Source organism: Caulobacter sp. GW821-FHT10A06, assembly GCF_059415805.1.
Genome location: NZ_JBWKNY010000001.1, coordinates 440,452 through 462,142 on the forward strand (window position 1 = coordinate 440,452; position 21,691 = coordinate 462,142).

Genomic DNA, 21,691 nt, shown 5'->3' on the forward strand with positions numbered 1-21,691 from the left:
GTTAAGAGCGCCTCTCAGTTTCAAAAGGCGCTTGGCCCTCCCTGGTCGAGCAAGTCTGGGGATTATCGACATGAACACCTTGTCTTCGCCGGGTATCCGGAGCCGGAGCCGCCGCGCGCTGAGCGTCGCCGCCGTGGCGGGCGTCGCGGGCCTGGGCATCTCGGCCGCTCATGCGGAAGCCGTTTCGGCCGACGGCGCGATCGCCACCGCGCCGGCCGACGAGCAGACCGAAGTCAGCGGCGTCCAGATCGATGGCAAGAAGGCCAACCTGTCGCCCAAGCAGACCGCGCCTCTGCGCGACACGCCCAAGTCGATCACGGTGATCTCGCAGGACCTGATCCAGCAGACCGGCTCGGCCAGCCTGGTCGACGCCCTGCGCACGGTGCCGGGCATCACCTTCGGCGCGGGCGAGGGCGGCAATCCGGTCGGCGACCGTCCGTTCCTGCGCGGCTACGACGCCCAGTCGGCGACCTTTGTCGACGGCCTGCGCGACATCGGCGCCCAGTCGCGCGAAGTCTTCAACACCGAGAGCATCGAGGTCGTGAAAGGCGCCAGCGGCAGCTATGCCGGCCGCGGCGGCGCGGGCGGCGGCGTCTACATCAACAACAAAGCCCCAAACCGCACCAATTCGATCGGTGGTCAGGTCGCGGTCGGCACGGCCGACTACAAGCGCGCTACGTTCGACGTGAACCACGTGATCGCTGACGGCGTGGCCGTGCGCCTGAACCTGATGGTCCACGACGCCGGCGTGGCCGGTCGCGACGAGGTCCACCAGAAGCGCTGGGGCGTCGCGCCGTCGATCGCTTTTGGCCTAGGCACGCCCAACCGCGCCACGGTCAGCTTCTATCACCTGCAGAGCGACGACCTGCCGGACGCGGGCATCCCGTACAACAACCCGACCTTCACGGCCCGCACCGACGGTCGGCCGCGCGTGCTGCAGACGGGCAATGGCGAGCCGATCAAGGTCGACCGCAGCACCTTCTACGGCGTCAAGGATCGCGACTTCCGCAAGGAGCGCGTCGACATGGCCACCGTGCGCCTGGAGCACGACTTCAGCCACGACATCCACCTGCGCAACACCACCCGCTATGCCGAAAGCGCCCAGGACTACATCTGGACCCAGCCGGACGACAGCAAGGGCAACCTCTATTACGGCCTGATCTGGCGTCGCCCCAACAGCCGCGTCACCGAGGTCAGCTACCTGACCAACCAGACCGACTTCTATGGCAAGTTCAACACCGGCGCGGTGATCCACAACTTCGCCACGGGCCTGGAGTTCTCGCGCGAGGAAGGCGAGAACGACAGCTACAACGTCTTCTACAACGGGGCGCTGGCGGCGACCTACAACACCTGCAACGCCGCAGCGATCGCCGCCTTCGTCTGCACCAGCGTCAACAATCCCAACCCGAGCGATCCCTTCAACGGGACGATCGTGCGTAACAACAACCCGACCAACGCCCGCACGATCACCAAGGCGCTGTACGCCTTCGACACGATCGAGCTGAACCCGCAATGGCAGGTGAACCTGGGCGTTCGCTACGACGACTATGACGCCCGCTTCATCAGCGCCCGCGCCACGACAACGCCGTTCGCCCGCAGCACGTTCAACCGCAATGATAAGCTGTGGAACTACCAGACCGCCGTCGTCTACAAGCCCGTCGAGAGCGCCGCGCTCTACGTCTCGTACGCCACGGCCTCGACGCCCTCGGGCAGCTCGATCGCCCAGGGCAGCGAGAGCACGCCGCTCAGCAGCGACGTCAACGCCGCGCTGAGCCCAGAGAAGAACCACACGCTGGAAGCCGGCGCGAAGTGGGATGTGTTCGGCGGCAAGCTGTCGCTGACCGGCGCGGTGTTCGAGGTCAAGACCGACAACGCCCGCATCACCCAGACCGACGGCACGGTGGCCATGGCCGGCGAGAAGCGCGTGCGCGGCTTCGAGATCGGGGCCTCGGGCTCGATCACCGACAAGTGGGACGTCTTCGGCGGCTACACCTATCTGGACGCCATCCTGGTCAAAAACGGCGGCTCGGGCGCGGCGGCCGGCCTGACCGACGGCCAGCCCTTCCCGAACACGCCCAAGAGCAGCGCCTCGCTGTGGACGACCTACAAGGTGCTGCCGCGCCTGACGATCGGCGGCGGCGCCAACTACATGGCCAAGGTCATGGGCAGCACCAATCCGAACCTGCCCAAGTTCGTGCCCAGCTATTGGCGCTTCGACGCCAACGCCAGCTACGTGATCAACGACCATCTGACCGCGCAGCTGAACATCCAGAACCTGACCGACAAGACCTATTTCAGCCAGGCCTATCCGACCCACTACGCCACCATCGCCCCCGGGCGCTCGGCGGTGTTCTCCCTGAACGCCAAGTTCTAGTCCTCCCCTGACGACTTGGCTCAAGGCCGCCCTGGTTTAGGCTGGGGCGGCCGCTTTGTTTTCATGCGAACCCCGATGACCGATCACGACTCCAGTCCCGCAGATCCCATGGTCTCCCAGGTCGCGCGCCGGATGGCGGGGCCGCCGGACGAGGCGCGGGCTTGGATGCTCGGCCTTGCCGAGCGCGGCGTGCCACGCGCCCAGGCGCTGCTGGGCCAGATGATGCTCGACGGCTTCGGCGGTCCGGCCGCGCCGACCGAAGCCCTGGCCTGGTTCATCAAGGCCTCGGCCGGCGGCGACGCCCTGGCCTTCAACATGGTGGGGCGGGCTTACGAGAACGGCTGGGGGGCGCCGGCCGACATCGTGGTGGCGGCGCAATGGTACCGCCAGGCCGCCGAGCGCGGCGACGAATGGGGCATGTACAACTACGCGACCCGGCTAATGCTGGGCGACGGCACGGCGGAAAACCGCGCCGAGGCCCTGCAATGGTTCCAGCGCGCCGCCGCCCTGGGTCACGCCAAGTCGATCAACATCGTCGGCGGATTCCACGAGGACGGCTGGGAAGTCCCGCAGGACTTCGCGATCGCCGCCGAATACTACGCCCGCGCCGCGGCGGCCGGCGATTTTCGGGGCAGCTTCAATCTTGGCCGTGTCCTGGCCTCGCGCGGCGCCGTCGCCGAGGCCTTGGCCAGTTTCGAGCAGGCCGCCACGACTGCGACGCCGGCCTTCATCGACAAGATGATCGCCTTCCTGCGGGCGGCTCCGATCGAGGCCTATCGGGCGCTGGCCGATCGCCTGGAGGCCGCGCGATGACGTCAGTCCGCCAGGCTGATGACGATGCGGCGGCCGGCCGCGTCCACGCCATGACGCGCCAGGGCGTCCAACAGGTGCTCGATCAGGGTCGGATCATGCTCGGTCGCCGAAGGCGCGTCGGCGCCGGCCGAGATCTCCACCGCGACGGCGGGCGGCGTGGCGTATCGCGTGCGGCGGTCGGCGACGCCGATCTCCCGCAGCACGCCGACCGCGACCAGGTCGTTGGCCAGGCGATGCAGCGACGATCGGTTGACCTCCAGTTCCAGCTCGACGGCCTTCCACCAGACCGTTTCCAGGTCGATAGGGGCGGGGACCATGTCGAACACCTCGGCCAACCGCCGACGCTTGGCGGTCAGGCGCACGCCCAGCATTTCGCAGCGCGCGACGACGCTCGCCCGCAAGCCGCCCGGGGCAGGCGCCGCGGCGGTTTTGGGCTCGGGCGTCGCGGCCTGGATGGCGAACTGCCCGCCCAGGCGAGGACGCAGTCGCCGACCGTTCAGACGAAGCATTGCGCTGGCTTGGGACATCGTGTTTCGATCGGCTATTGTATTGCGAGCAAGTCGCGTTATCAGCAGATAGCGCCTCGGCTGACGGTGTCGACGCCTCGTGGACAATGTTGGGAAAATGTATAGTCGGGCCAATCTGGCGCTAATGTTCGAGGTCCCCTGCAAGCGAGTGCGGGGCGTCACGCCTTGAACGTCTTTTTGCTTGAGGATGACGCCGAGACCGCCGACTTCGTCGTGCGTGGACTGAAAGAGCGCGGCCATCAGGTCGAGCTGTCGATTGACGGGGTCACCGCCCTCCAGCGCCTGTCGGCGGCGAGTTTCGACGTCGTGGTGCTGGACCGCATGGTGCCGGGCATCGACGGTCTTTCGCTCCTCAAGGCGCTGCGCGCGGCGGGCGACAACACCCCTGTCCTGATGCTGACGGCGATGTCGCAGATCCACGACCGGGTGACGGGGCTGGAGGAGGGGGCTGACGACTACTTGGTCAAGCCGTTCGCCTTCTCCGAACTGGCCGCCCGGGTCATGGCGCTGGGGCGCCGACCGGCCACCGCCGAGCCGATGGCCATGCTGCGGATCGCCGACGTGGAGATGAACCTCCTGCGGCGCGAGGTTCGCCGGAGTGGACGTCCCGTGGAACTGCAGCCGCGGGAATTCATGCTGCTGGAACAGTTGATGCGCAGCCCGGGCCGTATCGTGACCCGGACCATGCTGCTCGACCGGGTCTGGAACTTCGGCTTCGACCCCAAGACCAACATCGTCGAGACCCACATGTCACGGCTGCGCTCCAAGCTGAACGAAGGCTTCTCCCGCAGCGCGATCCGCACCGTGCGCGGCGCCGGCTACATGATGGACGACGGTGTTTAGGCGCCTTCCTCGGACGATCGGCGGTCTGGCGCTCACCGTGGCGGGCGTGTCCTGCGTCCTGACCCTGGCCGTGGGCGCGATCACCTTCGACAAGGTGCACCATGAGATCGAGCGCCAGCTGGACCGGCGGATCGAACTCGAGACCGCGTCCTTGCTGGCGACCTATGCGCGGAGCGACTTCGACGTCCTGGTCAGCGCCGTCAGCGACCGCACCCAGCCTTCCAGCCGGCGCATGATCGGCTACCTCAACGCGGCGAGCGAGGAGGGCAATGGCATGGGCTATCTGGTCCTCGATGCGCAGGGACGGCGACGGGCCGGTGACTTCAACGGTCCTGTTCCGCCCGCCGGCTGGAGCGAGTTCGCCCGGTTTCGGCGCGCCGACGGGTCACAGGGTGTCGCCCAAGCGATGAACAGTCCGCTGGAGCGCGGCGGACGCCTGATCGTCGCGGCCGACCGGGGCGGTCTTCACAAGATCGATCGTTCGCTGAAGCGGCTGTTCCAGATCAACTTCGGCATCATGATCGCCGCCAGCCTGCTGGCCATGCTGCTGTTCGGGCGCGTGGTGCAACGCCGGTTGAACGCGATCCAGACGACGGCCGAAGGGATCATGGGCGGCGATCTCAAGCGCCGGATGCCGATCGATGGTTCAGGCGGCGAGTTCGACCAGTTGGCCCAGGTCCTCAACCGCATGCTCGATCGGATCGGCGACCTGATGGGCAATCTGCGCCAGGTCTCCGGCGACATCGCCCACGACCTGCGCACGCCGCTGACCCGTCTGCGCGCGCGTCTCGAGGACGTCGAAGCCATCGCCACGACCGAGCCGCAGCGCGAGGGGCTGGCCGGAGCCTTGCAGGAAGTCGACGGTCTGCAGGATCTGCTCTCGAGCCTGATGGCGCTTTCGGAGCTGGAAGGGCGCTCGGTGCGCGATCGGTTCGGGCCGGTCGCGCTGGAGGCGGCGATCCGCGAGCTGGCTGAAGCCTACGGACCGGCGTTCGACGCCGCGGGCATGACGCTGGATCTCGATCTGCATCCGGTCGAGGTGCGTGGCGAACAGCGTCTCCTGCAGCGCGCCCTGGCCAACCTGCTCGACAATGCGCTGGTCCATGCCGGGCCGAAGGCTCGCGTGGCGGTCAGTCTGCGTGACGTCGCCGGTCTTGTGGAACTGGAAGTCGCCGACGACGGCCCCGGCGTGCCGCCTCAATCACGCGACCTGATCTTCAAGCGCTTCGTCCGGCTCGACGCCGCACGCTCTTCGCCTGGACATGGGCTGGGTCTGTCGATCGTGTCGGCGATCGTCGCCGCGCATGACGGCAGCATTCGGGTGCGCCCCACCGAGCGGGGTCTAGCCATCATCATCACGCTACCGGCCGGTCGCCAGACGTAGCGACACGTTCAGTCCGGGGCCGGCGTCGCTCAAGCGCAGTTCCGCGAAGTGCGCCCGGGCGATAGCCGCGGCCAGGCTCAGGCCCAGACCGTTGCCTGGCTTGTGGCGGCTCTGTTCCAGGCGCGAGAACCGGCGAAGGACGAAGGCGTGCAGGTCGTCTGGGATGCCCGGACCATTGTCGCGGATCGACAGTTCGGCATGGTCGCCAGCCCGCGCCAACCGGACCTGGATCGTGCTGCCCGGCGGCGTGTGGCGCGCGGCGTTCTCGATCAGGTTGACGATCAGCTGGGACAGCAGGTGTCGGTCGCCGTCCAGCACGATGTCCGGCGCCAGGTCGGCGACCAGGGCATAACCTTCCGCCTCGACGTCGGGACGCAGCGCGTCGATGCAGCGCTCGGCGACCGCCGAGAGGTTCGTCGGCTGGAACGCGCCGCGGACCTGGAAGCTCTCGATCTCCGAAATCCGTAGCAGGGCCGCGAAGAGATCCAGCAAATCCTCGGCGTGCCGCGAGGCGTGCGCCAGAGCCTCCTTGGCCTGCTCGGCGCTCAGGTCCTGGCGCATGGCCGCGTCCAGGACGTTGCGCAATCGGGCCAGGGGCGTGCGCATGTCGTGGGCGATGTCGCTGGACACCTGCTGCAGGTTCTCCAGCAGCGCCTCGTTGCGGTCCAGCATGCGATTGAGCGTCGCCGCCAGATCATCGAACTCGTTGGCGGCGGGATCGCGCGGCACGCGCCGGGCCAGGTCGCCGTCGATGATCGCCTCGGCGGCGGTGGTGATCCGGGCCAGCCGATGTCGGATCACCGAGCCCAGCAGCCATGCGCCCCCGACGCCGGCGGCCAGCATCAGCGAGAAGGCGATGCCGAAGGCCTTGAGGATCGCCAGGTCGATCTCGCCGATCGGCGCGCGGTCCGCGGCCACGGTCAGGCGAGCGCCGTCGGGCAGGCGGGTCGTCAGGGCCTGGGAGGTCCGTCCGCCCTCCGAATGCAGGAATTCCAGCCAGCCTGGTTGCGGCGTCGCGGCCCGCAACCCGCCGGCTAGACGCTGTCCTGCGGCGTCGTCCAGGATGTAGCCCATCCCGTCGCTGCGTTCGGTCGCTTCGCGTTGCTTGATCCCGGTCGCCAAGGCCGGAAGCCCGCCGTGGCGGTGCAGTGTCAGAAGGCCATGCGTCTCTACGGCGATCCGATGGTCGAGCTGCCGCTCCAGCGCCTCGTGCGATACCGTATAGACGGCGAAGCCCAGCACGATGGTGGTGATGGCGAGAGCGGCCGCCACGAGGGCGACCAGACCCGCGGTCGAGCGGGGAAGGCTTCTGATCATTCGCTGCGGATCATGTAGCCAGAACCGCGCACCGTGATGATGGCGTCCTCCGTGAAGCCGGCGTTCAGCTTGGCGCGCAGCCGGCTGATGTGGGTTTCGACGATGTTGGTGCGCGGATCGAAGTCGAAGTCCCAGACCTGCTCCAGCAGCATGGTGCGGGTCATCACGCGATGGGCGTTGCGCATCAGGGCTTCCAGCATCGTGAATTCGCGCGGCTGCAGGTCGAGCCGACGTCCGCCTCGGCGGGCGATGCGCTTTTGCAGGTCGAGCTCCAGGTCCAACACAATGAGCGCCCGTTCGGCCTCCGGTGGCGCGGGACGGCGGGCGATGACGTTCAGTCGCGCGTGCAGCTCCGAGAAGGCGAAGGGCTTGATCAGGTAGTCGTCGGCGCCGTTCTCCAGCGCCTCGACCCGGTCGACGATGCGACTGACGGCGGTCAGCATCAGGGCGGGGGTCCGCACCCCGCCGGCGCGCAGCATCTTCAACACGGACAGGCCGTCCAGCCCCGGCAGCATGCGGTCCAGGACCATGACGTCGAAAGACTCGCTCGTGGCCAGGAACAGCGCGTCATTGCCCGAGGTCGCCAGGGAGGTGACATGGCCGACCTCGCGCAGGCCCTGGGTCAGGAAGGCGGCGGTCTCTTCGTCGTCTTCGGCGATCAGGATCTTCATGCGCGCAGTCTAGCGTCCCGGGCCGCCGGGAGCGACCTCCCAGCCGCCGCCCAGGGCGCGGAACACCGCCACCTGGGCGCGGGCGACGGAGGCCTCGGCGGTCAGCGACTGCGCGGCAACGGCGTTACGGGTGCGCTCGGCGTCGACCACGACCAGGTAGGTATCCGCGCCCAGACGGTGGCGGGCCTGGGCGCGTCGGGCGGCCTCGGCGCTGGATGTGGCCGCCGCCGCGAGGGTCTCGCGCCGAGCCGTGCGCGCCTGATAGTCCGACAGCGCCGTCTCGACCTCCTCCAGCGCCCGCAGCACGGTCCGCTCCCAGCTTGCCAGGGCGGTCGCGCGTGCGCCATCCGCCGCGCCGATCCGGGCGCGGATCGCCGCCTGGTTGGGGAAGGCCCAGGTGATGAGCGGCGTGAGGAAGGCGTCGCTGCCGCCGCCGATCAGACCGCCCGAGCCGCCGAGCTGCATGCGAGGATAGAGATCAGCGCGCGCGACGCCCAGTCGAGCCGTCGCACCGACCAGGCGGTGCTCGGCCTCACGGACGTCGGGACGCCGCGCCAGCAGGGCCGCGCCGTCGCCGACCGGGAAGGACGAGGCGATGCGCGGGATCACCGCACAAGAGGCGTCGAAGCTGGCGGCCGAGGCGGGCGGCAGGCCCTCCAGTGTCGCCAGGCGGAAGAGCGCGCGTCGGCGATCGGCTTCGAGGTCCGGGATCGTGGCGGCGGCCTGGTCACGCAGGGTGGCGGCCTGGGCGCGTTCCAGCGGCGACACTTCGCCGGCTTTCAACTGCTCCTCGGCCAGGGACAGGGCGTTGGCCTGTGTCGTGGCCAGCTCTCGGGCCAGGGCCAGGCCGGCGTTCGCCACGCAGAGATCGAGATAGGCGCCTACCGTGTCGGCTGCGACGGTGACCGCCGCTGCATCATGCGCCGCTCGGACCGCTTCGGCATCTGCGTCGGCGGCCTGAGCGGCCTGGCGCAGGCGGCCGAAGAGATCGACTTCGAACGCCACGGCCGCGCCCAGCTCGTAGCTGGTCTTGGGCACGGCGGTGGTGCTGGGCTGGCGATCGGCGCGCTGGGGACCCGCGCCGCTCTCGAGCACCGTCGAGGGCAGGCGCGCGGCGTTGGACTGACGCGCCGCCGCGCGGGCGGTCTCGAGATTGGCCAGCGCGACCTTGAGGTCGAGATTGGCCGCCAGGGCGCGCTGCACATGGGCGTCCAGCGTCGCATCGTCGAACAGGCGCCACCAGCGCTCCGGCGGCGCGCCGGGCAGAGCGTCCGCCGCTTGTGTTCCGATGAACGGCGCCAGAGCCGTGGCGGGCGGAGTAGGGGGCGGCGACGTCGTGGTCGCGCAGGCGGCCAGCATGGCCGACGCCGCCAAGATGGTGAGCGTGCGCCTCATCGGGCCAGGCCTTTCGGTTCAGGAGCGCGGCCGAAGCGACCATACAGGGTCGGCATCAACAGCAGGTTCAGCAGGGTGGAACTGACCAGGCCGCCCAGGATCACCAGCGCCATCGGGTGCTCGATCTCGTGGCCGGGCTTGTCGCCGTTGACGACCAGGGGCAGCAGGGCCAGGGCCGCGCAAAGGGCGGTCATCAGGATCGGGGCCAGCCGCTCCTCGGCGCCGCGCAGGATCAGGCCCGGGCCGAAGGTCTCGCCCTCGTGCTGCTCCAGATGCTTGAAGTGGCTGAGCATCATGATGCCGTTGCGGGCCGAGATGCCCAGCACGGTGACGAAGCCCACGACCGATCCCAGGGACATGGTCCCGCCCGACAGCAGCACGGCGATCACCCCGCCCAGCAGGGCGAAGGGCAGGCTGACGGCCACCAGGGCGGTGATCCGCAAGCTGCGGAACTCCAGCCAGACCAGCAGCAGCACGCCCAGGAAGCACAGGGCGCCCAGCATCGACAGTCGCTGCGACGAGGCTTGGCGCTCGGCATATTCGCCCAGCACTTCCGGGTGGTAGCCTTGGGCGAAGCGTATCCCTGCAACCTTGGCCTCAACCGCGCGGGCCACGGCGCCCAGGTCGCCGCCGGCGACGTTCAGGGTCACGTCGATCCGGCGTGAGCCGTTCTCGCGCTTGATCTCGTTGGCGGCCGGCGCGATGCGCACCCGCGCCACTTCCGACAGCCGGACCTGGGCGCCCAGCGGCGTGGCGATCAGCAGGTCGCTGATCGCGTGCAGGTCACCCCGAGCGGCCGCGACGCCCCAGACGACGACGTCGTTGCTGACCTGGTCGCGATAGACCTCGCCGACCTTGGTCCCGGCGATCACCGTGCTAACGGCGCGGCGCACCTCGCCCGGCGTCAGGCCATAGGCGGCCAGGGCCTCGGCGCGGGGCTGGATCTGGATCTGCGGGATCAGGGTCTGCTGCTCGACCTTCAGTTCGGTGACGCCGGGCACGTCGGCGAGGGCGGCGCGCACCGTCTGGGCGGTGGACCGCAGGCCGTCGACCTCGGGGCCATAGATGCGGACCACGATGCTGGCGCCGGCCCCGGTCAGGACCTCCTTGATGCGCTCGCGCAGATAGGTCAGCACGTCGCGATAAAGGCCAGGATAGCCGTCGATGGCCTCCTGGATCTTGGCGACGCTGGCGTCGTAGTCCGCTTTCTCATCCAGGCTGATCCACAGCTCGGTGAAGTGCGGGCCATAGACCTCGTCGCCGCCTTCGGCCCGACCGATGTGCGAGCCAAAGTTGCGCACGCCCGGGATGGACCGCAGCTCGCGGCTGGCCTGGATCGTCACCCGCTCCATGGCCTCGATCGAGGTCCCGGGCTTCTCGACGAAGTGCATCAGGAAGTCGGTTTCGCGGAAGTTCGGCAGGAACTGGTCCTTGGTGAACAGCGAGCCGACCCCCGCCAGCGCCAGGCCGCCGATGATGATTCCGACCGCCAGGCGAGGGCGGTGCAGGATGCGCGGCAGGAAGGCGCGATAGCGGGCCTTGAGGCGGCGCACATAGCCGGGCTCGCGAGAATGCTCGGCGGCGTTGGGCAGCAGGAACAGACACAGCGCCGGCGTCACCGTCAGGGCCACCAGCAATGAGGTCCCGATCGCCAGGATGTAGGCGGTGGCCAGCGGGCGGAAGAACGAGCCCGAGACGCCTTCCAGGAAGAAGATCGGCAGGAAGACCAGCATGACGATCAGGCTGGCGAAGACGACGGCGCTGCGCACTTCCAGCGAGGCCTGCAGCACCACTTGCAGGGGCGGGGCGGGTGTCGCCAAGGCCCGGTTCAGCCGCAGGCGGCGGCCGATGTTCTCGACGTCGATGATGGCGTCGTCGACGATCTCGCCCAGCGCGATGACCAGGCCGGCGATGACCATGGTGTTGATGCTGGCGCCGCTCCAGGACAGCACCAGAGCCGCGCCCAGCAGCGACAGTGGAATGGCCGTCAGGCTGATGGTCGCCGAGCGCCAGTCGCGGGTGAAGGCGATCAGCACGATGGCGACCAGCGCGCAGCCCAGCCACAGGGCGTTGGTCAGGTTGCCGATCGAGCGCTCGATGAAGGTGGCGGGACGGAAGATGGTCGAGTCGATCTCGACGCCGGTCAGGCCCGGCTTCAGGTCGGCCAGGGCCGCTTCGATCCCGCGCGTGACGTCCAGCGTGTTGCCGCCCTGTTGTTTCTCGACGATCAGCAGCAGGCCTGGGCCGTCATTGATGATGGCGCTGCCGATCGGGGCGGCGTGATCGCGTACGACCTCGGCTACGTCGCCCAGGCGCACGGGCGCGCCGCCGGACAGCTTGATCACCGTGCGGGCCAGATCCTCGGCGGTGACGGCGGGGGCCAGGTGACGGACGGCCAGGCGCTGGTTGGGCGTGTCGACGAAGCCGCCGCCGCCGATTACCGCCGCGTCGCCGGCGGCGCGCTGCACCTCGGCCAGGGTGACGCCGGCCGCATTCAGGCGAGCCGGGTCGACCAGCACCTGCAGCTGCGGATCGCGCTGACCCCAGACGGCGACGTTGGCGACACCGGGCACGGCCATCAGGCGGGGCTTCATCGTCCAGCGCACCAGCTCCGACAGCGCCATCTGGTCCATGCTCTTGGACGAGATGCCGATCTTCATGGCCCGGCTGGTGGCCGACAGCGGCGGCAACATGACCGGCGGTCGCACGCTGACCGGCAGGCGTGGCGCGACCATGGCCACCCGCTCCTGGACCAGCTGGCGGGCGCGGACGACGTCCGTGCCTTCCTTGAAGATCAGGACCACCGAGGACAGCCCCAGCACCGACTTCGACCGCAGGGTCTTGAGGCCGGGCACGCCGTTGACGCCGGCCTCCAGCGGCACGGTCACCAGGTTCTCGATCTCCTCGGTCGACAGGCCTGGACCTTCGGTTTGCACCTCGACCATCGGCGGGGCGAACTCGGGAAAGACGTCCAGCGGGACGCCCTGCGTCGCCCTCAGGCCCAGCAGCACCAGGACGAGGGCGATCGCGATGACCAGTACGCGCTGCTGCAGCGCGCTTCGAACAAGCCAGCTCAGCATAGCTATTTGGCTCCGAATTCCGTGCCGAACAGTTCGGCCGCGCCGGCGGACACCACCTCGACGCCCGCGCTGAGGCCGCGCGCCAGTACGATGCGGTCGCCCTGATGGCTGGCCGCCTCGATGCGCCGTCGCTCGAAGGTCTGGGGCTTGGTGCGGACATAGACCCACTCGCCGCCGTGGATGTCGTTCAATAGGGCCGAGGCCGGGACGACCAGTCCGCTCTCGTCGCCTCGCACCGGCAGGGCGACGGCGACCCGTTCACCCAGCCGGAGACGACCGTCCGGATTGGCGAGGGCGTAGTAGAGATCCACGGCTCCGGCGGTCGGGCTGGCCGACGGCGGCCCGGCGACGGGACGAGCGATCAGCAGCTGGTCGTCGCCGAGCGGTCGCACCTGAGCTGCGCCGGCGCGGTCCAGGCGGGCCAGATCGCCGGCGAACACCGAGACCTTCACCCAGAGGTTGGCGGCGTGCGTCGCGCCGGTGAGCCGGGGGCCCAGCAGCGCGCGCTGTTGGCGGGCGGCAGTCAGGTTCGCCCGGGCCGCGCCCATGACCGACTCGGCCTCGTCCTGAGCTCGCAGGCTGCCCGCGCCTTCGCGGACCAGCGCCTGAGCGCGGTCGAAGGCCTTGCGGGCGACGTCGGCCTCGGCGGTCAGGCGGCCGACCTCGCCATCGGCGCGAGCCTGGGCCGCGGCTAGGGCTCCGAGGTCCTGAGCGGTGGTGATCGGCAGGCCGCCGGCGAACGGCGCGGCCATGACCTCGCCATGGGTCACGCGGCTCTGGCGGGCCGAACCGCGCTCGACCCGGGCGTACCGCAGTCCCAGCCGGGTCTCGGCCTGCGGCGTCAGCGTCAGGCGCATCAGCTCGGTCTCGTGGCCAATGGCCTCGACCTTCGCCGGTTTGGGGTTGGAGGCGGCGGGCTTGCCTTGGCCGCAGGCTGTCAGCGTCAGGCAGGCAGCGAGGACGGCCAGGGTCTCCGGCGCGCGGCGGAGGGCAGGGGGCGGTAGGGGCGCCAAGACACGGTCTCCTCGTTGGATGATCCGTGTCGTTGATGGCGGGCGCGCCCTTGGTTCCCGATGGCCGGAACTATACGATCCGCGAAGGTTCGTCCGAGAGCGAGAGGCGGAAGAGGCACGGCGCGGGCGCCAGCGCTGGCATCGTCAATGCTACCGGTAACAAATTGTCGTTGACTCTATTGCGCTCAGATTGCTTGTCTCGCGCCAGACCTGACAAAACGGGCGATGGGAGGGGTGCGATGACCATGGATCGACGAGGACTTATGCTGGGCGCCTTGGTGGGAGGCGCGGCGCTTGCTCCGCCCCATGTCGCCCGCGCCGCGACACCGGTCGGCCCGGCGCGAGGCCCTACGCCGCACATCTTCAGCGTCCGTGATTTCGGCGCCGTCGGTGACGGGGCGACGATCGACTCGCCGGCCATCAACAAGGCGATCGACTACGTGGCGTCGCTGGGCGGCGGGACGGTGCATTTTCCGCCTGGAACCTACGCCTGCTACACCCTGCGCCTGAAGAGCAACATCACCCTGCATTTGGGCGAAGGGGCCGTGATCCTGGCCGCCGCGCCCAATGGCGTCGCGCCCAACGGCTATGACGATCCCGGTCCCGGCGCGGGGAACGCCTTCCAGGACTATGGTCACAGCCACTGGAACAACAGCCTGATCTTCGGCGAGGGCCTGCACGACGTGTCCATCGTCGGGACCGGCCTGATCTGGGGCAAGGGCCTGACCCGCGGCAACCGTTTCCCGGGCGATGCGCCTGACATCTCCGGCCCCGGCGTCGGCGACAAGGCCATCGCCCTGAAGAACTGCCGCAACGTGCTGCTGCGCGACTTCAAGGTCCTGCAGGGCGGGTGGTTCGCGCTGCTGGCTACCGGCGTCGACAACATGACGATCGACAACCTGATCGTCGACACCAACCGCGACGGCCTGGACATCGACTGTTGCCGCAACGTCCGCGTCACCAACTGCACGATCAATTCGCCTTGGGACGACGGCATCTGTCCCAAGAGCTCGTTCGCGCTCGGCTATGCCCGGCCAACCGAGAACCTGACGATCTCCGACTGCTTCCTGACCGGCAACTACGAGATGGGCTCGGTGATCGACGGGACCTGGAAGAAGATGCCGCCGGGCTTCCACGGCTATGGTCGGATCAAGCTAGGGACGGAGTCGAACGGTGGCTTCAAGAACGTCACCATCACCAACTGCGTGTTCGACCACTGCTACGGCATTGCGCTGGAGACGATGGACGGGGCGCTGACCGAAGATATCGCCATCAGCAACATCACCATGCGTGGTCTGGGCTTTCCGCCGCTGTTCCTGCGCCTGGGCAGCCGCATGCGCGGTCCGGCGGGCGCGGTGGTGGGCAAGCTGCGGCGGATCACCATCCAGAACATCGTCAGCCATGGCGCCACGCCGCAGCCGTCGATCATCGCCGGCGTCGCGGGTCACCCGGTCGAGGACGTCAAGATCAGCGACGTCTATTTCCACTCACAGGGGGGCGGCTCGGCTGAGCTGGCCAGGCGTCGGCCGCCCGAGGCCGACAAGGCCTATCCCGATCCCGACATGTTCGGCGACCTGCCGGCCAGCGGCTTCTTCATCCGCCACGCCCGCAACATCGAGATGAGCAACGTGGAGATCGTCACCGAGGCGGCGGACGCGCGTCCGGCCTTCTGGCTGAACGATGTCGAGGAGATCGATCTCTTCCGACTGCGCCTGCCCAAGGGGCCGAGCTTCCTGCTCGACAACGTCACCGGCTTCCGGTCGTTCGGCAGTCGCTGGCTGCCCGATCGCCGGATTGACGAGACGACGACCCAGTCGTTCTAGGCGGAGCCTTGTGATGCGCGTGATGGGATTTCTGGCGGCGACGGCCCTGGCCTTGGCCGCGCCAGCGCTCGCCGCGCCCAAGCCGGCAGCCGTCTATCGCAACCCTGTGCTGCCGGCCGACTATTCCGACCCGGACGTGATCCGGGTTGGCGACACCTACTATCTGGTGGCGTCCAGCTTTCACTTCTCGCCCGGCGTGCCGATCCTGACGTCCAAGGACCTGGTCCACTGGACGATCGCCAGCCACGTGCTGCCCAAGCTGCCGTTCGCGCCGGAGTACGACCTGCCCGGGCCGGTGCCGACCGACGATGCGGGCAAGCGCATGCCGCGCGACCAGCGCACCTCCGGCCAGCGCTATGCCGGCGGGGTGTGGGCGCCGTCGATCCGCCATCACGACGGCAAGTTCTACGTCTATTTCGCCACCCCCTATGAGGGGATTTTCATGTCGACCGCGACCAAGGTCGACGGGCCGTGGAGCGCGCCGGTGGCGGTGGTGGCCGGGCCGAACTTCGAGGACCCGTGCCCCTTCTGGGACGACGACGGCCAGGCCTATCTGGTCCACGGCAAGGTCGGCGCGGGCCCACTGGTGCTGCACCGCATGGCCCCGGACGGCCAGTCGGTGCTGGACGAGGGCAAGGTCATCGTCGAGGACGCTAAGGCCCTGCCGGTGCTGGAGGGGCCCAAGCTCTACAAGCGCAACGGCTGGTACTACATCTTCGCGCCGATCGGCGGGGTCGATACGGGACCCCAGGCGGTGATGCGCTCCCGGTCGATCTGGGGGCCTTACGAGCATCGCGAGGTGCTGGTCCCGGGCAACGGCCTGAAGGGCCCGCACCAGGGCGGTTGGGTCGAGACGCCCTCGGGCCAGGGCTGGTTCATCCACTTCAACAGCGAAGGCGCCTATGGCCGCATCGTCCATCTGCAGCCGCTGACCTGGAAGGACGATTGGCCGTTCATCGGCGAGCCGATCCCCGGCGCGGGGCCGGATGCGCAGGGCGGCCGGCCGGTCCTCACGCACGCGATGCCCGATGTCGGCGGACGCTTCGCGCCGGTTTCGCCGCAGACCTCCGATGCGTTCTCGACCGCCAAGCTCGGGCCTCAGTGGGAGTGGAACCACAATCCCGACGACAGCCGCTGGAGCCTGACGGCGCGATCCGGCTTCCTGCGCCTGACGGGTGGGCCGGCGGTCAATCTGGTCAGCGCTCGCAACACCCTGACCCAGTCGCTGCAGAGCCGAAGCTCGGTGATCACCGCGCGCCTCGACGCCAAGGGCCTGGTCGAAGGGCAGCGGGCGGGCCTGGCCATGTTCGGCGCGGGGATCGGGGCGATCGGCGCGATCCGCAGGGATGGCCAGATCCGCGTCGTCTTCTCGCTCCGAGGCGTCGACACCCTGGGGCCGGCTTTGCCGGCCGACGCGGTCGACCTGCGGGTGGCTGTCGCCGACCAGGCCGCGCACTACAGCTACAGCCGCGACGGCGGAAAGACCTTCGTCGACATGGGCGGCGGGGTCCTGCCGCGCTTTTCCTGGTGGAAGGGCGCGCGGCCGGCGCTGTTCAGCTATGGCCAGCCGGGGCAGAGCAAGCCTGGTGTCGCTGACTTCGACTGGGTCGACGTCAAGTCGGTGGCGCGCTGAGCAGGGCCGGGGAGGGGACGCGTCGTCTGTTGACGGTGACGCGCTCCAGCCGCAGCGCGTCGGCATGGGCGATGACACTGGCCTTGGTGACCCCGTCGAAGCGGCAGTCGCTCAGCACGATCTCGCCCAGCGGCGCGTTCGGCAGGCCTTGCAGGTCGAGGACCTGGGCGGCGGCGTGGGCCCGCATCCGCTCGATCCGGACCTTGCGCAGCACCGGCGTGAAGCCGCCGCGCGCGCCTTCCTCGTAGTTGAAGTCGCAGAGGATCGCCGCGCGCGACACGCGCCCGACGGTGACGTCGCGGGCGTAGATGTCCTGGATGATCCCGCCGCGCATGGCGTTGTTCTTGAAGCGCAGGGCGTACCAGAGATCCTCGCTGTCCATGTGGCAGCGCTGGACGAAGACGTTGTCGACGCCGCCGGAGACCTCGCTGCCGATCACCACCCCGCCGTGGCCGTCCTTCATCACGCAGTCCTGGATCAGGATGTTGCGGGTCGGCTTGGCCAGGCGGCGACCGTCGGCGTTGCGACCGGACTTGATGGCGATGCAGTCGTCGCCGCAGTCGAAGGTGCAGCGTTCGATTAGCATGCCGTCCACCGACTCCGGATCGCAGCCGTCAGTGTTGGGGCCGTGGCCGATGAACGTCACGTCACGGACGGTCACGTTGCGGCACAGGACGGGATGCAGGGTCCAGAAGGGCGCGTCGCGCAAGGTGACGCCCTCGACGAGCACGTTCTCGCAGTTCTGGAACTGCACCATCGGCGGCCGCAGGTACGAGCCTTCGCCGAAGACGCGCTCGGCGAGCGGGAGACCGCGTTCGGCCATGGCGAAGAGGGTCTCACGGGCCTTGCGCTGGTCGGGCATGCCCGGGCGCCAGCCAAACTGCGCGCCACTGCTCCAAGACCACCAGGCCGGGCCCTGGCCGTCGAGCGTTCCGCTGCCGGTGATCGCCACGTCATGCTCGCCGTCGGCAAAGACCAGCGGGGCGTAGTTGATCAGCTCGACCCCTTCCCAGCGCGTGGCGACCATCGGGTAGCGGGCGGGATCGGTGCTGAAGACCAGGGTGGCGCCTTGCATCAGGTGCAGCTCGACGCCGCTGCGCAGCCGGATCGCGCCGGTCGGCCATCGGCCAGGCGGTACGACCACCCGCCCGCCGCCGCCCGCCACGCAGTCCTGGATCGCCTTGGCGATGGCCGCGCTTGTCGCATCCACATCGCCTTGGACAGCGCCGGCGCGCGTGATGTCCCATCGACGTGCGCCGAACGTCGGCGGCCGGATCTCGCGCCGGATCGCCACGGCTGCGGCCCACGCGTCAGGGGCGGCGGTCGCCACGCCCGGAAGGGCGATGGCGCCTGCCAGCAAGCTTCGACGAGATAGCGTCAGGCGGGTCATAGCCAGGTCCTTGCAATCAGCCAGATTGATAGCCGGCTCAGATAGCCCCGGAATACCAATTTATGGACACCCATTGCATATGTCGGAATTTGAGGTACCGTTACCATAATGACCGCAAATGATAGCGGTACCTACGGGAGGGGACTATGAAGAACACTCACAAACAACGCCTGTTCATGGGCTGTGAAACGGCCATCGCGCTGGCGGCAGCCATGCTTGTGCCAGCGCTGGCACAAGCTCAAACCCAAACTCCGGCGGCGGCTGAGACCGACACCGTGACCGAGGTGGTCGTGACCGGCTCGCGCCTGTCGGCCCGTGGCTTCAAGGCTCCGACGCCAGTCACCGTGATCGGCGCGGAAGAGATCGGCCTATCGGGCACGCAGAACGTCGAGACGCTGCTGAACGACACGCCCCAGTTCCTGGGGTCGCAGAACAACGGCCCGACGGCCAACACCGTGCCGGGCGGGACCGCGACGCTGAACCTGCGCGGCTTCGGCGCCCAGCGTAACCTGGTGCTGGTCAATGGCCGGCGCTTCACGATCACCGGGCCGGACCAGACGACCGACATCAACACGATCCCGGCGGCGCTCATCAAGCGCGTCGAGACCGTCACCGGCGGCTCGTCGGCCGTCTATGGCTCGGACGCCATCACCGGCGTCGTCAACTTCATCATGAAGGACGACTTCCAGGGCGTGGAGCTGACCGGCGAGGCTCGCCAGGACACCCACACCAAGACCAAGACCTACACGGCCGACCTGACCTTCGGCGCGAACTTCGCCGACGATCGCGGCAATGTGGTCGTGGCGCTGAACTACCTGGATCGCGGCGGCTACACGCGCGGCGACCGTGGCGGCTGGGCCACGCCCAGCATGGCCGACGGGTGCGTTACGGCCGGCACATGGAGCGCCACGCGTCCGGGCACGCCGCAGGCCATTGCGGCCGGCCAGACCTGCGTGTCGGCGGGAGGGCGGCCGGGGCTGATCTTCGGTGGCAGCGGCACCATTCCCAACGGCCGGTTCGTCACCGTCGGATCGCCCTCGAGCCCCGGCCTGACGGCCGCGCTCGCCGCGGCGGGGCTCGGCGGCATGGGCTCGCGCGGCTTCACCTTCGACAACGCGGGCAAGGTCGCCCGGCCGGCCGTTACGCCCGGCGACGACTACGATCTGGGTCCGGCCGCCTATCTGGTCATTCCCCAGCGCCGCTGGATGGCCAACCTGGCCGGTCACTACGACTTCAATTCGCACATGACGGGCTATGCCGAGGCCCACTACAGCAACAACCGTGTCTCGATGCAGCTGCCGCCCAGCGGCATCGGCGGCAACTTCCTGCTCAACACCAACAATCCCTATCTGACGCCCCAATTGCAGGACGTGCTGCGTCAGCTCGATCTGGCTGAAACCGGCACGGTTCGCGTCACCAACGGCACGTCCTCGCTGACCACGGTCGCCGGCGACGGCCTGGCCGTCCTGAACGTCAACCGCCGCCTGCCCGACGTGGGCAACCGCCTCAACACCGCTGACCGCTCGGCCTTCCGCTCGGCGATCGGCCTGCGCGGCGACGTGGGCAGCGTTTCCGAGGGCTTCCTGCGCAATCTGCGGTACGACGCCTATTACACCTACACGCGCACCACCGACACGAGCATCTCCAGCGGGGCGGCTTCGCTCAGCAAGTTCCAGGCGGGCCTGCTGTCGGTGGGCGGTGCGGCCCCGGTGCTCAACATCTTCGGCGCCAACCTGTCGCCGCAGGGCGCCAGCTCGATCGCGGTGTCGTCGACCAACTACACGGAGTCCTCGCAACAGGTCCTGGCCGCCAGCCTGGCCGGTGAGCTGTTCGACACCTGGGCCGGCCCGATCGACTTCAGCACCGGCGCCGAATACCGCAAGGCCTCGGCGCGGTTCGTCCCCGACAGCTTCCTGGCTTCCGGCGACGTTTCCGGCTTCAACGCCGCCCTGCCGACCAAGGGCTCGGAGTCGGTTAAGGAAGTCTACGGCGAAGTCCGTGTGCCGCTGCTGAAGGACTCGCCCCTGGGCGAGCGCGCCAGCGTCAACGGCGCCTTCCGCTATTCCGACTACGACCTGGCCGGCGTCGGCGGCGTGTGGACCTATTCGGTGGGCGGCGAGTACGCGCCGATCTCCGACATCACCCTGCGCGGCCAGTTCCAGCACGCCATCCGCGCGCCGAACGTGGGCGAGCTGTTCGGCGGCAACACCACCAGCGGCCCCTCGGCGGTCGATCCCTGCTCGAGCCGCCAGCCGACGGCCCAGCAGACGGCGGCGGTGCGGGCGATCTGCGTGGCCACCGGCGTGCCGACGGCTTCGGTCTTCACCCTGTCGGTGCAGCCCAACACCTTCATCAACCAGGTCTCGGGCGGCAATCCGAACGTCGGTCCCGAAGAGTCGGACACCACGACCTTCGGCCTGGTGCTGCAGCCGCGCTTCGCGCCCGGCCTGGCGCTGAGCGTCGACTACTTCAAGATCAACCTGGACGGCGCCATCGCGCCCCTGGGCGGCGGCATCGCGAACACCCTGAGCCTCTGCTACAACACCATCCAGGACGCCAATAGCGTGTTCTGTAAGGCGATCACCCGCGACCCCCTGACCGGCCAGATCGCCGCGCCGGGCTATGTCACCACCACCAACGGCAACACCGGCGGCCTGAAGACCTCGGGCGTCGACTTCGACGCCAGCTACCGCTTCAACCTGGCCTGGGGTCCGTTCGGCGAGAGCCGCTTCGATATCGGGACCAACTTCACCTACACCGATGAGTTCACCGCCACGCCCGTCCAGGCGCTGCCGGCGACCAAGAACTACTGCGTCGGTTCGTTCGGCCCGACCTGCGGCCAGCCGATCCCAGAATGGAAGGGCACGACGCGCATCACCTGGCGCTCGGGCCCGGCGACGCTCAGCCTGCGTCACCGCTACATCGGCGAAGTGACGGTCGACACCTACCTGCTGCCCAAGCGCCTCGGCGCGGCGTTCCCCGACAAGGCGACGCTGACCACGCCGGTGATCAAGGCGCAGAGCTACTTCGACCTGACCGGCGCCTATGACGTGACCAAGGACATCTCGGTCACCGCCGGCGTCCGCAACCTGTTCGACAAGAACCCGCCCATCGTCGGTTCGTCGGCGCCGTCGAACAACACGTTCTCGGCGACCTACGATGTCGAGGGCAGGGTGGTCTACGCAAGCGTGACCGCCCGGTTCTAGCCGGACCCCGGCTTGGCGATGGGTCCTTCACCCCTGTCGCCAGGCTTGAACGACCTCCCCTACGGTCGGCGCGAAAGCGCCGGCCGTCTCTTTTTGGGCGCCAGGCCTCGCGAAGGTCCAGTTTCTGGCGGAGCGCTGACGACGGCAGTTGGATGCTACGCAGGTTTAGTCACGGAACCGCCCCGGCCAGCACGGGTTTGGCCCTCGACCCGAACGTCGGGC

At 68.8% G+C, this 21,691-nt stretch carries 14 protein-coding genes; 7 read left to right on the forward strand and 7 right to left on the reverse strand.

The window, feature by feature from the left end; genetic code table 11:
- Positions 1-70 precede the first annotated feature (70 nt).
- Together AC07NF_RS02015 and AC07NF_RS02020 are read left to right on the forward strand one after the other, a co-directional pair.
- Positions 71-2,374 (forward strand): TonB-dependent receptor, encoded by a 2,304-nt coding sequence (locus tag AC07NF_RS02015; protein ID WP_494631617.1) that lies wholly within the window; start codon positions 71-73, stop codon positions 2,372-2,374.
- Positions 2,375-2,449: 75 nt separating this feature from the next.
- Positions 2,450-3,187, forward strand: coding sequence for a tetratricopeptide repeat protein (locus tag AC07NF_RS02020; protein WP_494631615.1), 738 nt, complete (start codon positions 2,450-2,452; stop codon positions 3,185-3,187).
- 2 nt (positions 3,188-3,189) lie between these two features.
- Here the strand turns inward: AC07NF_RS02020 and AC07NF_RS02025 are convergent, their stop codons facing one another.
- A complete protein-coding gene (locus AC07NF_RS02025; RefSeq protein WP_494631611.1) occupies positions 3,190-3,696 on the reverse strand; it encodes a hypothetical protein in 507 nt (168 codons plus the stop codon).
- A 183-nt stretch (positions 3,697-3,879) separates the two neighbouring features.
- On the opposite strand from AC07NF_RS02025, the gene AC07NF_RS02030 reads away from it, so the two are divergent.
- Together AC07NF_RS02030 and AC07NF_RS02035 are read left to right on the forward strand one after the other, a co-directional pair.
- Positions 3,880-4,557, forward strand: a complete 678-nt coding sequence (locus AC07NF_RS02030; RefSeq protein WP_494631607.1) for a response regulator transcription factor — start codon at positions 3,880-3,882, stop codon at positions 4,555-4,557.
- 70 nt (positions 4,558-4,627) lie between these two features.
- Complete coding sequence (locus AC07NF_RS02035) at positions 4,628-5,941, forward strand: HAMP domain-containing sensor histidine kinase (protein WP_494631605.1); 1,314 nt, start codon at positions 4,628-4,630, stop codon at positions 5,939-5,941.
- Here the strand turns inward: AC07NF_RS02035 and AC07NF_RS02040 are convergent.
- Genes AC07NF_RS02040 through AC07NF_RS02060 form a run of 5 tightly spaced genes read right to left on the reverse strand, consistent with a single transcriptional unit; the run spans position 5,918 to position 13,417 of the window.
- Positions 5,918-7,258: a sensor histidine kinase gene (locus AC07NF_RS02040; RefSeq protein WP_494631600.1), complete on the reverse strand. Its 1,341-nt coding sequence runs from the start codon at positions 7,256-7,258 to the stop codon at positions 5,918-5,920. The genes AC07NF_RS02035 and AC07NF_RS02040 overlap by 24 nt on opposite strands.
- Complete coding sequence (locus AC07NF_RS02045; protein WP_494631596.1) at positions 7,255-7,929, reverse strand: response regulator transcription factor; 675 nt, start codon at positions 7,927-7,929, stop codon at positions 7,255-7,257. Before AC07NF_RS02045 ends, AC07NF_RS02040 begins: the two co-directional genes overlap by 4 nt.
- A 9-nt stretch (positions 7,930-7,938) precedes the next feature.
- On the reverse strand, positions 7,939-9,324 hold the full coding sequence (locus AC07NF_RS02050; protein ID WP_494631593.1) for an efflux transporter outer membrane subunit: 1,386 nt from the start codon (positions 9,322-9,324) through the stop codon (positions 7,939-7,941).
- Entirely contained in the window at positions 9,321-12,404 is a 3,084-nt protein-coding gene (locus AC07NF_RS02055) for an efflux RND transporter permease subunit (RefSeq protein ID WP_494631589.1), read from the reverse strand. Before AC07NF_RS02055 ends, AC07NF_RS02050 begins: the two co-directional genes overlap by 4 nt.
- Before the next feature lie 2 nt (positions 12,405-12,406).
- Positions 12,407-13,417, reverse strand: coding sequence for an efflux RND transporter periplasmic adaptor subunit (locus tag AC07NF_RS02060; protein ID WP_494631585.1), 1,011 nt, complete (start codon positions 13,415-13,417; stop codon positions 12,407-12,409).
- Positions 13,418-13,656: 239 nt separating this feature from the next.
- On the opposite strand from AC07NF_RS02060, the gene AC07NF_RS02065 reads away from it, so the two are divergent.
- Positions 13,657-15,240 carry a rhamnogalacturonidase gene (locus AC07NF_RS02065; protein ID WP_494631580.1) on the forward strand — a complete coding sequence of 528 codons (1,584 nt, stop codon included), beginning with the start codon at positions 13,657-13,659 and terminating at the stop codon, positions 15,238-15,240.
- Positions 15,241-15,253: 13 nt separating this feature from the next.
- Positions 15,254-16,873, forward strand: a complete 1,620-nt coding sequence (locus AC07NF_RS02070) for a glycoside hydrolase family 43 protein (protein WP_494631576.1) — start codon at positions 15,254-15,256, stop codon at positions 16,871-16,873.
- On the opposite strand, the gene AC07NF_RS02075 is transcribed toward AC07NF_RS02070, so the two are convergent.
- Positions 16,854-18,263: a glycoside hydrolase family 28 protein gene (locus AC07NF_RS02075; RefSeq protein ID WP_494631573.1), complete on the reverse strand. Its 1,410-nt coding sequence runs from the start codon at positions 18,261-18,263 to the stop codon at positions 16,854-16,856. The genes AC07NF_RS02070 and AC07NF_RS02075 overlap by 20 nt on opposite strands.
- A gap of 146 nt (positions 18,264-18,409) precedes the next feature.
- Here AC07NF_RS02075 and AC07NF_RS02080 point away from each other — a divergent pair, with 146 nt between their 5' ends.
- Positions 18,410-21,469, forward strand: coding sequence for a TonB-dependent receptor domain-containing protein (locus AC07NF_RS02080; protein WP_494631571.1), 3,060 nt, complete (start codon positions 18,410-18,412; stop codon positions 21,467-21,469).
- Positions 21,470-21,691: the final 222 nt, after the last annotated feature.